12 protein-coding genes are annotated in these 15,585 nt (G+C 63.0%); 3 read left to right on the top strand and 9 right to left on the bottom strand.

Annotated features, from left to right (window positions below):
• Positions 1-160 precede the first annotated feature (160 nt).
• The 3 genes from DIE29_RS02120 (at position 161) to DIE29_RS02110 (ending at position 3,556) form a co-directional block, all read left to right on the top strand.
• Positions 161-1,075 (top strand): ABC transporter substrate binding protein, encoded by a 915-nt coding sequence (locus DIE29_RS02120; protein ID WP_102040826.1) that lies wholly within the window; start codon positions 161-163, stop codon positions 1,073-1,075.
• Entirely contained in the window at positions 1,072-2,967 is a 1,896-nt protein-coding gene (locus DIE29_RS02115) for a hybrid sensor histidine kinase/response regulator (protein WP_114649063.1), read from the top strand. The genes DIE29_RS02120 and DIE29_RS02115 overlap by 4 nt, the downstream gene beginning before the upstream one ends.
• A gap of 148 nt (positions 2,968-3,115) precedes the next feature.
• Entirely contained in the window at positions 3,116-3,556 is a 441-nt protein-coding gene (locus tag DIE29_RS02110) for a PhaM family polyhydroxyalkanoate granule multifunctional regulatory protein (protein WP_114649062.1), read from the top strand.
• 10 nt (positions 3,557-3,566) lie between these two features.
• On the opposite strand, the gene DIE29_RS02105 is transcribed toward DIE29_RS02110, so the two are convergent.
• The 9 genes from DIE29_RS02105 to DIE29_RS02065 all read right to left on the bottom strand — a co-directional run bounded on the left by DIE29_RS02105 (position 3,567) and on the right by DIE29_RS02065 (position 15,340).
• Positions 3,567-4,733: a CaiB/BaiF CoA transferase family protein gene (locus DIE29_RS02105; RefSeq protein ID WP_102040823.1), complete on the bottom strand. Its 1,167-nt coding sequence runs from the start codon at positions 4,731-4,733 to the stop codon at positions 3,567-3,569.
• Positions 4,734-4,737: 4 nt separating this feature from the next.
• A complete protein-coding gene (locus DIE29_RS02100) occupies positions 4,738-5,970 on the bottom strand; it encodes a phenylacetate--CoA ligase family protein (RefSeq protein ID WP_102040822.1) in 1,233 nt (410 codons plus the stop codon).
• A 109-nt stretch (positions 5,971-6,079) separates the two neighbouring features.
• On the bottom strand, positions 6,080-6,916 hold the full coding sequence (locus DIE29_RS02095; RefSeq protein ID WP_102040821.1) for an ABC transporter ATP-binding protein: 837 nt from the start codon (positions 6,914-6,916) through the stop codon (positions 6,080-6,082).
• Between the two features lie 170 nt (positions 6,917-7,086).
• On the bottom strand, positions 7,087-8,415 hold the full coding sequence (locus tag DIE29_RS02090) for an ABC transporter substrate-binding protein (protein WP_114649061.1): 1,329 nt from the start codon (positions 8,413-8,415) through the stop codon (positions 7,087-7,089).
• 93 nt (positions 8,416-8,508) lie between these two features.
• Positions 8,509-9,576 (bottom strand): branched-chain amino acid ABC transporter permease, encoded by a 1,068-nt coding sequence (locus tag DIE29_RS02085; RefSeq protein WP_114649060.1) that lies wholly within the window; start codon positions 9,574-9,576, stop codon positions 8,509-8,511.
• Between the two features lie 82 nt (positions 9,577-9,658).
• Entirely contained in the window at positions 9,659-10,585 is a 927-nt protein-coding gene (locus tag DIE29_RS02080; protein WP_114649059.1) for a branched-chain amino acid ABC transporter permease, read from the bottom strand.
• A 33-nt stretch (positions 10,586-10,618) separates the two neighbouring features.
• The gene (locus DIE29_RS02075) at positions 10,619-11,443 is read right to left on the bottom strand and encodes an ABC transporter ATP-binding protein (RefSeq protein WP_102040817.1); all 825 of its coding nucleotides are present in this window, start codon (positions 11,441-11,443) and stop codon (positions 10,619-10,621) included.
• 11 nt (positions 11,444-11,454) lie between these two features.
• Positions 11,455-13,419 (bottom strand): AMP-dependent synthetase/ligase, encoded by a 1,965-nt coding sequence (locus DIE29_RS02070; RefSeq protein ID WP_102040816.1) that lies wholly within the window; start codon positions 13,417-13,419, stop codon positions 11,455-11,457.
• 205 nt (positions 13,420-13,624) lie between these two features.
• Positions 13,625-15,340: a putative bifunctional diguanylate cyclase/phosphodiesterase gene (locus tag DIE29_RS02065; protein ID WP_114649058.1), complete on the bottom strand. Its 1,716-nt coding sequence runs from the start codon at positions 15,338-15,340 to the stop codon at positions 13,625-13,627.
• Positions 15,341-15,585 lie beyond the last annotated feature (245 nt).

Raw genomic sequence — 15,585 nt, 5'->3', positions numbered from 1 at the left:
AGCCGGCCGGCCGATGCGCCAAGCATAGCATGCCCCATTGGCATGCTGACCACACCCTCTATCCCATTTGCCTGAAGTTGAGCACAATCGGCCATCCGAGCCGTGCGATACGCCAACCATTGCCCCTGACTCGACCCTCCGGAACGCCCTGCCGACGCTCATGCCGTATCTTGCACTCATCCGTCTGTTCGTGCTGGCACTCGCCGTGTGCGCGGGCGGCCAGGCGCATGCGGGCGCGGCGGTACTGCTGGTGCTGGGCGATGAGACCGATGCTCATCAGGCCACCGCAACCGCTTTTCGTCTGGGGCTACCGCCCGGCACGACGGTAGAGCAGATCGATTGGCCGGCACTGACCGCCGAACGGCTGCGCAATCGGCAGCTCATCGTTTCGGTTGGCGGGCAGGCAGCCCGTGCCATCGCCGAAGCGGCGCCAAGCGCCGCCGTCGTGCATACCCTGCTCACCCGCGCAGCCTTCGCCCGCCTGCCACCCGCGCCCGACCCTAGCATGGTGACTGCGATCTTCCTCGACCAGCCGGCCGCGCGGCAGATCGCGCTAATCCGTCTGGCGCTGCCGGAAGCCCGCCGGCTCGCCCTGTTGGCGGGCCCGAGCAGCGGGGAGCTGGTCGATGAGCTGGCCGCAGCCGCCCGTCAGCAGGGAATGGAACCGGTCCGTGCCAAAGTCTCCTCCGACCGAGATTTGTTCGCTGCATTGCAGCAGGTGTTCTCCGAACCGGCGGTGCTGCTGGCCACACCGGACCCGGCCGTGTTCAACAGCTACACGGTACAAAATGTTTTGCTGACCGCCTACCGGCATCGCTCGCCGGTGGTCGGCTTTTCCCCGGCCTATGCCCGCGCGGGCGCTGCACTGGCCCTGTATGCAACCCCTGAACAGATTGGCGCACAGGCGGCTGCCGCGGCCCGCGCGGTTCTTGCCGGCGGACGCCTGCCCCCTCCTGCGCCCGCGCGGGAATTCGAAGTGAGCGTCAACAAAAATGTGGCGCGCTCGCTCGGCATTGCGCTGGGCGACGGCCAGACTTTGGCCCGCGCGCTGCGACGCGAGGAGCACAGTCGATGAAACCCAAACTCGAATGGGGCATCCGCGCGCGCGTCATCCTTGCCGCTTTGCTGCCCATGCTCGCGCTGGCCGTCGTGCTGACGGTGTTTTACACCCGCGCCCGCTTGTCCGATCTTGAAGAAGCGCACGCCGCGCGGGCGCTGGCGCTGGCCCGGCAACTGGCCGCGGCGAGCGAATACGCGGTGTTTGCCGGCAACCGCGAAACCCTGCAGCAACTGGCTAATGCGGTACTGGCCGAAAGCGATGTGGTGACGGTCGATATCACCGACCCAGGCGGACAGCGCCTGGCGCATAGTGGCCGCAGTGACCGTGCGGTGCCGCCGGCGCGGGATCTGCTGCGTATCGTGGAGCCGATCGAACCCAGCAATGTCCGGCTCGACGACGCCTTCGAGCTCGGCGACGCGCCGGTACTGGCCGCCAGCGGCGGCACGCTGCCCGCGCTGGGCACGGTCGTGCTCGAGGTGTCGCGCGAACGGCTGACGCTGCAACGTAACGCGCTCTGGCTGGCAGCAGGTGCGTCGGTGCTGCCGGTGCTCATCGGCAGTTTGCTGCTGGCCACTTGGCTGAGCCGCGGGGTGAGCGGGCCAATCCGCAACATGGCGCGCTCGGTGGCGCGTATCGGCCAAGGGCAGCTCAGCGAGCGCGTACCGGATATGGGCGGCGGCAGCCTGCGGCTGCTCTCCACCGGTATCAATGAAATGGCTGCACGGCTCGAAGCGATGCATGAGGATATGGCCCGACGAATCCACGAGGCCACCGCCGAACTGCGCGCCCGCAAAGAGGAGGCCGAACAGGCCAATCTGGCCAAGTCGCGTTTTCTGGCTGCCGCCAGTCACGATTTGCGTCAGCCGATGCATGCGCTGGGGCTGTTCATTGCTGAACTGGCTCAGCTCTCACATGCGCCGCGGGCGCGCCACCTGGTGCAAAAAATCGCCGATGCGGCCGAGGCCATGGAGAATTTGCTCGACAGCCTGCTGGACATTTCCAAACTCGACGCCGGAGTCTTGCATCCGAATGTGCGTCCTTTCCCGCTGCAACCGGTGTTCGACCGCATTGCCGCCGAGTTGCGCGAGAGCGCCGCGGCCAAGAAACTGCGCCTGCGGGTGCGGCCCTCCCGCGCCTGGGCGCTGAGCGATGCGGTGCTGTTCGAGCGCATCCTGACCAATCTTGCGAGCAATGCGATCCGCTACACCCACAGCGGCGCAGTCATGGTGGCCTGCCGGGTACGCGGCGCAACACTGCGCGTGGAGGTGCGCGACTCCGGCATCGGCATTGCGGCAGAAGCGCAGGAGATCATCTTTCAGGAGTTCGTCCAGCTCGACAATCCGGCGCGGGTACGGGACAAAGGGCTGGGTTTGGGCTTGGCCATCGTTCGACGCCTGACCGACCTGCTGGGCCATCGCCTGTCGCTGTGCTCGGCCCCTGGTAAGGGTTCGGTGTTCAGCATCGAACTGCCGGCAGCACAGCCCGATTCCCCTACCCAGAAGGCGATTGCCGAACGCACGCCAGGCGATCTGGCGGGCTGGCGGATCGCCCTGCTGGAAGACGATCCGCTGGCCCGCGCCGGCATGCAGGGGCTGCTGACCACTTGGGGCTGCCAGGTTCAGGCAGCCGCCTCGGCAGACGAACTGCTTGCCGCCTATCCTCCCGAAGCGCCACGGCCTGAATTACTGATCAGCGACTTTCATTTGCACGGCACCGCCGATGGCATCGAGACGATCACCGCCTTGCGCGCGCACTGGGGTGCGGCGCTGCCCGCGGTGCTGATCAGCGGCGATACGGCTGCGGAAACGCTCAAGCGGGCACAAGCGGTTGCGATACCGCTACTATACAAACCGGTTCGCCCCGCCCGCCTGCGCGCGCTGTTGCATCGGCTGCACAGCGGCCACTGAACGCCACCAGCGCCGACCCGATTGACGCCGCAGTCATACGCATCTGGGCGCGCTTCGGTTAAGATCGATTCGAGCGGCGCAGGCCCAGCGCGCCATCCTACCGCACGGCCCGCAGCCGGCCGGATCATTCACAGGGGGAGCACTTGCCATGTCACAGGAACGAACTGCCCAGGACCCGCTCGAATTCATCCGCGGCATGTGGAACAGCATGGGATTTTCACTACCGGGCATGGTCACGCCCACGCTGGACATCGATGAGCTCGACAAACGCATTGCCGATCTCAAGGCCGTCGAAGGCTGGCTGAAGATGAACCTCAACATGCTGCAAATGAGCACCCAGGGGCTGGAAATGCAACGCGCCGCACTGGCCGCGGTCAAGGCGATGAGCGAGCATGCGCAGCAACCGGCCGACGCACAAGGCGCACCCAGCGAGCCAGTCAACCCCTTTGCCAGCGCCGCCGGGATGTGGCCGTGGACCATGATGGGCGCGGCCCCCCAGCCCGAGCCGCCGGCTACGGCAGAAAAACCCACGCGCACCACACGCAAGAAAGCCAGCAGTCCGCGCAAACCGCCCGCCGACAAGGCGTGAGCGGCATCGGTCAGATCACCTGCGCTGCGCGCAGACGGGCCAGTTCATCCGCGTCCACGCCCAGTTCAGCCAGCACTTGCTCGGTATGTGCGCCCGCAGCAGGTGCCGGACTGAACGATGCCGGGGCATAGTCCGACAAGCGTACCGGGGGGCCGAATTGCGTGACCCCGTCTACCTCTACGATCATGCCACGTGCGACAAGCTGCGGATCAGAAAGACTTTCCTGCATTGGCAGCACCGGGGTGACGCAGCAATCGATCGGATCGAACACCGCGGTCCATTCTGCCTGCGTGCGCGAGCGGAAGATGGCCGCAAGCTCGGCGCGCGCCCGTGCGCCCAGCTCACCGCTGGCCAGATGCGCGGGCTTGAGATCCGCGCGCCCCAGCGCCTCACAGACCCGGTGCCAGAACTTTTCTTCGAGCGCCCCGACTGCCATGTAGCGGCCATCGGCGGTTTCATAAACGCCATAACACGGCACGCCCCCGGTGAGTAAGTCTTCGCCGCGCGGCTTGACCGCGCCGTGGGCGAGCACTTCGGCAAGTGGGAATATGGCGTGGGCCAGGACAGCATCGGTCATCGATACATCGACATGACGTCCCCGCCCGCTGGTGCGCGCATCGATGACCGCTACCAGCATACCGACCAGGCTGCTGAGCGTGCCGCCGAGCAGGTCGCCGATCTGCAGATTGGCCAGTGCAGGCGCTGCGCCGGCTGCGCCGATCTGATCGAGCACGCCGGCGTAGCCGATGTAGTTGATATCGTGGCCGGCCCGCTGGGCATAGGGGCCGTCTTGGCCATAGCCGGAAATACTGCAATACACCAGGCGCGGGTTACGCTCGGCCAGCACCGCATACCCCAAACCCAGCTTGTCCATGACACCGGGCCGAAACCCCTCCACCAGCACGTCGGCGTCATCGGCCAGGCGCAGCAGCAGTTCGCGCCCAGCCGGCTGCTTGAGGTCCAGTCGGATACTGCGCTTGCCCCGGTTGACCAGTCGGTAAAGATAGCTGGTGTCGCCACACATCGGGCCCAGGCAGCGGGCGTAATCGCCGGCACCGGTGTCTTCAACCTTGATCACATCCGCGCCGTAGTCGGCCAGATGCTGGGTAGCGAGCGGGCCGGGCAACAAACGGGTGAGATCCAGCACCCGCAGGCCGGCAAGCGGAGCGGCGCGCATTGGATTACTCGTAGGTGCGCAAGTCGTCGATGACCTTGCCATCGTTGGCCAAACTGTCGGGCGCACAGAGCACCACTTCCCCGCGCAATTTGGTCACTTCGCGAATCGTGGCGACCAGCCTTTCGACCAATGCGGTGTCGGCCGCACGGGTTTCGCAGTGCAGGGTCATGCGATCGCTCTGCCCAGGATTGTCCACCACCAGTCGAGCGCGCAGCACTTCGGGATGACGGCGCACGATGTCGGCCACCTGACTGGGATGCACGAACATGCCCTTGATCTTGGTGGTCTGATCGGCCCGCCCCATCCAGCCTTTGATGCGCATATTGGTCCGCCCGCAGGGCGAGCAGCCGGGCAGCAGCGCGGAAAGATCGCCGGTGCCGAAACGGATCAGGGGGTAGTCCGGATTGAACGTGGTGACCACGACTTCGCCGACCTCGCCCGGGGCCACCGGGTCGCCGGTGCCGGGGCGGACGATTTCGACAATGATGTCTTCATCCACCACCAACCCGTCACGCGCGCTCGTCTCGTAGGCAATCAGCCCGATGTCGGCGGTGGCATATGCCTGAAACGCCTGAATGCCGCGTGCGGCGAGCGCCTCGCGCTGACTGGGCGGAAACGCCTCGCCGGAAACGAAGGCTTTGGTAAAAGACGGCACCACCCCGAGTTCCTGGGCTTTATCGAGGATGATGCGCAGAAACGATGGCGTGCCGGTATAGGCTGTAGGCCGCAAATCGGCCATGGCCGCAACCTGTTGTTCGGTCTGCCCGACGCCGGCCGGAAACACCGTACAACCGAGCGCATGTGCCGCGGTTTCCATCATCGAGCCGGCCGGCGTGAAGTGATAGGAGAAGGTGTTATGCACCAGATCGCCTTCCCGGAAGCCCGCCGCGAACAGCGCACGCGCTAACCGATAGTAGTCGGGCCGTGCGCCCTCGGGCTCATACAACGGACCCGGTGAGGCGAACACCCGGCGGCAGTCGCGTCCCCAGCGGGCCGCGGCAAAGCCGCCAAAGGGACGCGCAGCTTTTTGCTGCGCCAGCAGTTCCGACTTGCGAATCACCGGCAGGCGGGCGAGCGCCTCGCGCGTGGTCACGGAGGCGGGATCGACCTCGGCAAGCAAGCGCGCAAAGGCCGGCGCGTTTGCCTTGGCGTGGGCGATCTGCCCAGGCAGACGGGCAAACAGATCGGATTCGCGTTCGGCCTGCGAGCGGATTTCGCGCTGATCGTAGTATTCCATGGAACTTTCCCGAGCGAGCCGCCCCCCCGGCGGCGGTACAACGAAGGTGGGCAGCACGAGCGGGGGGCTGTAAGCGTGCATGACTTGCCGTGGGCTGCGAAAGGCGGTATCAGGACAACCAGCGCTTGCGCCGGCGGTAGTGTTTGACATCGCGGAAGCTCTTGCGGCCTTCGCCGGACAGGCCAAGGTAGAACTCCTTGACATCCTCGTTATTGGCCAGATCTTTGGCCGCACCCTCCATCACCACACGGCCGTTTTCCAGAATGTAGCCAAAGTCGGCATAGCGCAGCGCGACCATGGTGTTTTGTTCGGCCAGCAAGAAACTCACCCGTTCCTTGCTGTTGAGATCTTTGACGATCTCGAAGATTTCCTCGACGATCTGCGGCGCCAAGCCCATCGACGGCTCATCCAACAAAATCATCTCCGGCTTGGCCATCAGTGCGCGGCCGATGGCACACATTTGCTGCTCACCGCCCGAGGTGTAGCCGGCTTGCGAACTGCGCCGGGTTTTCAGGCGCGGGAAGTAGTGATACACCCTTTCCAGATCGTCTTTGAGCTGGCTGCGTGAAACATGACGCGTGTAGGCACCGGTAAGCAGATTTTCCTCGATGGTCAGGTGGCCAAAGCAATGGCGGCCTTCCATGACCTGGATGACACCGCGCTTGACCAGCTCGTTGGGGGTCATCTGATCCACCCGCGCGCCCTTGAATTCGATGCTGCCCTTGGTGACATCGCCGCGTTCGGCGCGCAGCAGGTTGGAGATGGATTTAAGTGTCGTGGATTTGCCCGCGCCGTTGGCGCCGAGCAGCGCAACGATGCCGCCTTGCGGCACCTCGAAGGACACCCCTTTGAGCACCAAGATGACATGGTCGTAGATGACCTCGATGTTGTTGACGCTAAGGTAGGGCGCCGCGCGCCCCGCGGCAGTGGTGTTGGCTGTGTTCATCTGTCGTGTCGCCTCATGTCTTGCGTCCCACCTCCCCGGCTGATTCCGGAGCGGGTCTGCAGGCGGTACCGCGTCAGATAGCGGTGCGCAATACCGCCTGCAGACCCCCCGCAACAGGGGAGTCTTGCACCCGCGCGCCACCGCAGACGGCGCACGGGCGCGTCACGCGATTACGACTCCTTGGAGCAGTCGCGCGGAGTAATGCCTTTCTCCTTGGCGTAAGCCGCAGCGGATTCTTCGATCATGCTGCGCACCAGTTCGCGGTCGCCCGCCACCCAGTCGGACACCACGTTCCACTTGGCGCCGTCCCACTGCTGGAACTTCACCACGCCAGCGCCTTCATGATCCTCGCAGCTCACCTTCAGCTCCGGCATGAAGCCCTCGGCACCGAGCGCCTTCAGGCGAGCATTGTCGATCTTGAGGTTTTCGAAACCCCAACGCACTTGCTCACCGGTCAGCGGCTTGCCCTTGCCGAATTTTTCTTGCGCGGTACGGATGGCTTCCACGGTGATGATGCCGTGCACCACGCCGCGGTTGTAATAGACGCTGCCTACCCGGCTCTTGTCCTGCATGTTGCCCAGGTTTTTGCCGTACACATGCTGCTGGATGTCCTTGATCACCGGGTAATTGGTTCCCGCCACGTTGAAGCCGGCTGCGGTAAAGCCCTTGGCGGCGTCGCCGGCCGGTACGGTGTCTTCTTCGGCGCCGGACCACCACACACCGATCATTTTTTCACGCGGGAAGCCGGTCCGTGCGGCGGTGCGCAGCGCAGTCGGGTTCATCACCCCCCAGCCCCACAGCACCACATAGTCCGGACGAGACTGGCGGATCTGCAGCCACTGCGACTGCTGCTCGTTGCCCGGGTGGGCCACGGCGATCTTCTCGACGGTGAAGCCGTGCTTGGCGGCCAGCTTGTCCATGATCGCGTGCGATTCCTTGCCGTAGGCGGAATCGTGGTACAGCAGGCCGATCTTCTTGCCCTTGAGCTTGTCGGCACCGCCTTCCTTGCTGGCGATGTAGTTGACGATGGCCGAAGCCTGCGACCAGTAGGTGGTGATCAGCGGGAAGACCCACGGGAACACACGGCCGTCGGCCGCATCGGTACGGCCGTAGCCCATGGTCACCAGCGGGATCTTGTCCTCGGCGACCTTCTCCAGCACCGAGTAGGTGATGCCGGTGGACAGCGGCTGGAACACGGAATTGCCGGTGGCGCCCTTGTTCTTCAGACGCTCGTAGCACTCCACGCCACGGGCGTTGTTGTACTCGGTCTCGCACTCTTCCCAGGTCAGCTTGACGCCGTTGATGCCACCGTCGCGCTGGTTGATCAGCTGCATGTAATCGATCCAGCCACCGTAGATGCCGGAGCCGCCGGCGGCGTAGGGGCCGACGCGGTAGCTGGGCAGGCCGATGAACTGCTCCTGGGCAGCGGCATAGCCGGTGGTCAGCAGACCGGCGGCGACGGCGCCGGCGACCAGGGTCTTGCGGAAACTGAACTTCATAACGTGCCTCCTCTCTTTTGATTGGTACCCTGCTGTAACGCTTTCAACCGACCGGGAGCAGGGCCCGGCCCGGCATGCGGATAATGCCTCGAATCAGTGCGGGAACGGCCACAAACGCAGCTTCTCCTTGGCGATCTGCCACAAACGCGCCATGCCGTGCGGCTCCACGATCAGGAAGAAGATGATCAATGCGCCGAAGATCATCAGCTCCAAGCTGGAACCGAAGCCCGGCGGCAACGCTTCGCCAACCGCCGAATGCAGGATCACATTCAGGAAGATCGGCAGCAGCACGATGAAAGCCGCCCCCAGGAACGAGCCCAGAATGGAACCCACTCCGCCGATGATGATCATGAACAGGATTTTGAACGACAGATCGAGGTTGAACCCCTCGGGCTCCACCGTGCCAAGGTAGGTGTAGGCGTACAGCGCACCGGCCACCCCGCAGTAAAACGATGACACCGCAAAGGCTTGCAGCTTGGTGCGCATCAGCCGGATGCCGATGACTTCGGCCGCCACGTCCATGTCGCGCACCGCCATCCACTTACGGCCGGTGGTGGAACGCACCATGTTCTTGGCGGCCAATGCCAGCACGGTGACGATGGCTAAAGTAAGCAGGTACTTTGATTCTGGCGTGGTGAAGGCATAGCCCAGGATATTGACCTCCTGCGCGGTGATCACGCCCGAGCTGGAGTAGTTGGAAAACCAGGGGAACTTCACCAAGGCCCAGACAATGAAAAACTGCGCCGCCAACGTCGCGACCGCCAGGTAGAAACCTTTGATGCGCAGGCTGGGCAGGCCGAACAGAATGCCGACCGCGGCCGCGCACAGGCCGCCGAGCACCACGGCGAGCAAAAAGGGCATGCCGTCGATGCGCAACATGAAGTTATAGGTGGCAAACGCGCCCACCGCCATGAAGGCTGCCGAACCGAGCGATAGCTGCCCGGCGTAGCCGGTGAGGATGTTCAAGCCCAGCGCGGCGAGCGAGAAGATCAGGGTGGGAATCAGGATGGCCTGCAGCCAATACTGGTCGGCCACGACCGGCACCACCAGGAAGAAAAAGGCCAACAGCGCAAAAAACCCGATGCGGTCCTGGCGGATCGGGAAGATCTGCGCGTCCTCCTGGTAAGTAGTCTTGAATTGACCGGCTTCACGGTAAAGCATGCGTTGTCTCCGTACTTGGATTTGTTATTCGGTGCGTGCCGCGCCTGGGCGCACCCGGACAGGGTGCGCCCAGGCATGAGGATCACACTCTGTCGATATGTTTCTCGCCAAAGAGCCCTTCAGGACGGATCAGCAGGAAAAACATCGCCAGGATGTACGGGAACCACGATTCGATCCCACCGCCGACATACGGGCCCACAAACACCTCGGCTAGCTTTTCCGACGCGCCGATGATCAGCCCCCCCAGGATGGCGCCCGGCACCGAGGTGAAGCCGCCCAGGATCAGCACCGGCAACGCCTTCAGCGCGGTAAAGGTGAGCGCGAACTGCACCCCGCTGCGCGCGCCCCAGATCAGGCCGGCGATCAGCGCCACGAAGCCGGCCACCCCCCAGACGATCGCCCAGATGTGCTTGAGCGGAATGCCCACCGACAGCGCGGCCTGGTGATCGTCGGCCACCGCACGCAATGCGCGTCCTACCTTGGTGTACTGAAACATCAGCGCCAGCACCACAAACATCACCAAGGCGATACCTGCCGCGGTGAGGTCGAACTTGGAGATGATCAGGTTGTACTCGTCGAGCACCCACAGGATCGGCTCGTCGGCAATGCCCAGATCCAGGCCGCGCACATTCGCACCCCAGATGGCTTGAGCGAAACCTTCAATGAAAAAGGTCAGACCGATGGTAGCCATGAACAGGGTGATCGGCGGCTGGTTCACCAATTTGCGCAGCACCACCTTCTCGGTGGCGACACCCAGCAGGATCATCGAGGCCAGCGCCAGCGCAAAAGCCAGCCAGAACACCGCACGGCTGCCCGGCTCCAGCCCGAACCATCCCGGCAACACTTCGGTGAAGCCGACGAAGGTGAGCGCGGCAAAGAACACCATCGCCCCCTGGGCAAAGTTGAACACCCCGGATGCTTTGAAAATCAGCACGAAACCGAGCGCGACCAGCGCATACAGCACGCCCGAGAGCAAGCCGCCGATCAGCACTTCGAAAAAGAACGTCATCGTTGTCTCCTTATCCTTCTGCCGTCGGCGTGTTCAGTGCGAGGTGCCCAGGTAGGCGGCGATCACTTCCGGATTGTTCTTGACCTCATCGGGTGTGCCGTCGCCGATTTTCTTGCCGTAGTCGAGCACCACCACGCGGTCGGAGATGTCCATGACCACGCCCATGTCGTGCTCGATCAGCACGATGGTGGTGCCGAACTGGTCATTCACGTCGAGGATGAAGCGGCACATGTCCTGCTTCTCTTCCACGTTCATGCCGGCCATCGGCTCGTCGAGCAGCAGCAGTTCAGGTTCGGCGGCCAGCGCGCGGGCCAGCTCCACCCGCTTCTGCAGCCCGTAAGGCAGACGGCCGACCGGGGTTTTGCGGATGTTTTGGATTTCGAGAAAGTCGATCACCTCCTCCACCTTCTTGCGGTGCTCGATTTCCTCTTTTTGACCCCGCCCCCAGTAGAGCATGTGAGACAGCATGCCGCATTTCATTTTCATATGGCGGCCGGTCATGATGTTGTCGAGCACGCTCATGCCCTTGAACAACGCAATGTTCTGGAAGGTGCGGGCGATGCCCTGGGAAGCCGCCATGTAAGGCTCCATCTCCCGGCGCTGCTCGCCACGGAAAATGATCTGGCCCTCCTGCGGGTGGTACACCCCGTTGATCACATTGAGCATGGAGCTTTTACCGGCACCGTTGGGGCCGATGATGGCGCGGATCTCGTGCTCGCGGATGTCGAAACTAATATTGGTCAGCGCCTTGACGCCGCCAAAAGACAGCGAAATGTTCTTCAGGTCGAGAATCACGTCGCCGATGCGGCGGCCGGCGCTCGCCCCGGTGCCGGTTTGTGCCATGTCGTTCATCATCATTCCTGCCTCCCTCAGGCGGCCTGGCGCGCGGCGCGCGCAGGAAAAGTCTTGGCCTCTTCGATGCGCAGCGTGGCGGCGATCTTGCCTTCGCGGCCGTCCTCGTACTTGACCGGTGTTTCGATGTACTGCGACTTACGCCCTGCATAGAGCGCTTCGATCAGTACCGCATAGCGTTCCGAAATGAAGTTGCGGCGCACTTTGCGGGTACGGGTCAGCTCGCCATCATCGGCATCCAGTTCCTTGTGCAGGATCAGGAAGCGCTTGATCTGGCTGGCGCTCATCATCGGATCGGAGGCCAGTTCGGCGTTTACTTTTTCCACGTCCTCGCGGATCAACTGATACACCGCATCCTGCTGCGCCAAATCGGTGTAGCCGGAATATGCCAAGCCTTTGCGCTCGGCCCAGTTGCCGACCGCTTCCAGGTCGATGTTGATGAACGCGGTGACGAAATCCCGTCCATTGCCGAAAGCCACCGCCTCCTTGATGTGCTGGAAGAACTTGAGCTTGTTTTCGATGTAGTTGGGCGCAAACATCGAACCATCGTTGAGCTTGCCGACATCTTTGGCACGGTCGATGATCTTCAGATGGCCGTCTTCATCGAAAAAGCCTGCGTCGCCGGTCATGAAATAGCCTTCCGCATTGATCGACTCGGCGGTGGCGTCCGGGCGCTTGTAATAGGCTTTGAGCAGCATCGGGCCGCGGACCAGAATCTCGCCATTGTCGGCGAGCTTGACTTCGACGTTGGGCGCGGGTTTACCCACCGAATCGAGCTTGATCTGCCCATCCGGCTGCAAACACACATAGGCGCAGGTTTCGGTCTGGCCGTAGAGCTGCTTGAGATTGATGCCGATGGAGCGGAAAAAACGGAACAGATCCGGCCCGATGGCCGCGCCGGCAGTATAGGCCACGCGGATACGGCTCATGCCCAGCACGTTTTTCAGCGGACCATAAATCAGTAGGTTGCCGAGCGCGTACTGCAAACGGTCCATGGTCGGAACCGGTTTGCCATCGAGAATTTCGGCACCGCAGCGACGGGCGACTTCCATGAAGTGGTGGAAGAGCTTGCGCTTGAGCCAGCCGGCGTCTTCCATGCGGATCATCACCTGGGTCAGCAGGTTTTCGAATACCCGCGGCGGCGCAAAGTAGTAGGTCGGACCGATTTCGCGCATATCGGTCATCACCGTTTCGCTCGACTCCGGGCAGTTGATCGCAAAGCCGGCCACCATGGCCTGGGCAAAGGAAAACAGATGGTCGCCCACCCAGGCCATCGGCAGGTAGGAGAGAATGTCTTCCTGATCGGTCAGCCGGTCGAATGCCACCCCGCCCTGCGCGGCTGCGATGAAGGCTCCATGAGTTTGGCAGACGCCTTTGGGTTTGCCGGTGGTGCCGGAGGTGTAGAGCATCACCGAAATGTCGTCCGGCGCGCCTTTGGCGATCTCGCCGTCGAGGAAATCGCTCTGGTTGCGGTCGTGGATGCGCCCCATCTCCTGCAACTCATCCAGCCCCATCAGCATGGTCTGGGTGTAGTGGCGCATGCCCCGCGGGTCGTCGTAGATCACATGCTCCAAAAAGGGCACCTCGGGCAGGATTTCCAGCATCTTGTCGACCTGCTCCTGATCTTCGACCACCGCAAACTTGATCTCGGCATCTTGCAGCACATAAGCCATCTCCTGCGCCACCGCGTCCTGATAGAGCATCACCGGGATGCCGCCCAGACATTGGCAGGCGGCCACCGACCAGTACAGACGCGGACGGTTGTCACCGATGATGGCCAGACGGTCGCCACGTTTGAAGCCCAATTGCGCCAGGCCGCAGGCAATGGCACGCACATTTTCGGCCACCGCCTTCCAGGAGTAGGTTTGCCAGATGCCGTATTCTTTTTCACGCATCGCGGGCCGGTCGGGGCGCACCTTGGCATGGTGCATCAGCAGACGCGGAAAAGTGTCGAGCGCGGATTGCCCGTTCGAGTCGGACATGCCCAATCCTCCTTTGGTTGATTCCTGCTTGTCTGGCCTGCGGCCGGATTTATTGTTCTGGATGCCGGCCAGGCGGGACCGCCTTCGCGCAACGGTCCCGGTCTTTACATGGCTACAGTGTCGCAAGCCATTTTTGCGCAACTGTTTGCGCAATGTATCGAATTGTGAAGATGCGGGATGTCGTGTGTAAGCTGGCGGCAGCCGACTACCGTGCCCTGCGGGCAAAGCGCGCCGCATCGTCGATGATCAGCATCTCGGCCTGCGCGGCAGTGACCGGGCGCGAGTACAAAAACCCCTGGGCAAAGTCCACGCCCAGCTCGCGCAGCACCGCCTCTTGCTCGGGCAGTTCCACCCCCTCACACACCACCGAGCGCCCCAGTTTCTGTGCCAGGTTAACGATCATTTCGACAAAGCTGCGGTCTTCGCTGCGCGCGTGCATATGCATGATGAACGAGCGGTCGACCTTGAGTGCGTCGATAGGCAGGCGGTGCAGATAGGACAGCGACGAATAGCCGGTGCCGAAGTCATCCAGCATCAACTTGAGGCGGGTGCGTTTGAGCGCCAGCAGCAATTCGATGGCGCGCTCGGCATCCTCCATCATCGCGCTTTCGGTAATCTCGAGCTTCAGATGACGCGCGGATAAACCGCTTTGCCGCAAGATGCGGCGAATGTCGGACAATACATCCGGATGCAACAACTGGCGCGCCGACAGATTCACACTGACGGTGAGCGCCGGCCGACGCGGAAAAGCACGCTGCCAGGCACGCATTTGCGCGCACGCTTGTGCCAACATCCACCGGCCGATCTGCACGATCAGACCGTTTTCTTCGGCCAGCGGAATGAATTCCACCGGGGAAATCAGCCCGCGCTCCGGGTGATTCCAGCGCACCAGCGCTTCGAAACCCATCAAGCGACCATCGGCCACCCGCACGATGGGCTGGTAATATGCTTCGAACTGGTTTTTCTCCAGCGCACGGCGCAAATCCAGCTCCAGGTCCAGGCGGCGCAACGCTTCTTCGTGCATGCCACGGTCGAACAGCACGTAACCGCCGCCGCCCTGCACTTTGGCCCGCCGCATGGCCATGTTGGCATCGCGCAGCATGGCGTCCGCTTCTTCGTATTGCTCGCCGGACAAGGCCACCCCGGATGACAGGCTGGAGAACACTTCGTGCTCATGCAGTTGGAAGGGCAACACCAGCTTGTCCTGCAGCCGCCGGATGACCCGCAACGGCGAGGTCGCATCGCGGATATCCTCCAGCAGAATGCCGAATTCGTCTCCGCCCAGGCGCGCCACCATGTCAGTGGGACGGATGCTGCGGCGCAATAAATTGGCCACTTCGATCAACAATAGATCGCCAATGCGGTTGCCAAGGCTGTGGTTGATGACGCTGAACCGGTCCACTCCGCAGTGGATCACCGCAAAGCGCAAATCTTTACGGCGCGCGGCACGCTGCATGGCGTGGTTGACCCGGTCCAGAAACAGCGCGCGGTTGGGCAGCCCGGTCAGACCGTCGATGAATACCTCGGGCAACCGGGCTTCATGGTCTGACAGATTGACCGCAGTCTCATGTGCCGAAGCATAAAAAAGCCCCTGGTCCGGGTCATAGCTCACGCTCCATACCAGGCCGACATAGCGTCCGTCGGCCTTGCGGCAGCGGCAGGAAAAACGCACGGTGGACAGTTCATCGCCAATGCGCCCGAGCCGCTCGACCACATCCGGCTGGTCCAGCTCGTGCAGCACATCGGTAAAGCGCCGCCAACGCAAGGTCTCCGGCCCCATGCCGAGCACGTCACGCCAGGACTCGCTCATCATCTGGATGATCCAGTCCTCGTCGAGAATCATCAACAGCGCACCGGGCAACCGGAAAAATGCGCTCTCGGCGGGCAACAACTGCGGGGGCTTACGGTAGATCTGCATCATCTGGGAAGCGCGCCTCTGAAGCTCTGCGTTGGCCAAACCACCCTGCCGGTCCGCCCGCGGACCGCGGCTATTTGCGTGGCATCGCGGCAGAATATTACCCCGCGCCGCGCATCCCGCCCATCTTGCGGCGCAACATAGACGTGAGTTCCGCACGGCGGGCCTCAAACAAAACGGCGGGCTTGTCCGCCCGCCGCCTTTACCGCCCCCGACATGCACCGGGGTCGAGATGAGCCTCGAAGCCGTTT

This window comes from Pseudothauera hydrothermalis, from assembly GCF_003345255.1.
Taxonomy (GTDB): Bacteria; Pseudomonadota; Gammaproteobacteria; order Burkholderiales; family Rhodocyclaceae; genus Pseudothauera; species Pseudothauera hydrothermalis.
The sequence above is the reverse complement of the archived record's forward strand: the minus strand, read 5'-3'. Positions and strand labels throughout refer to the sequence as shown.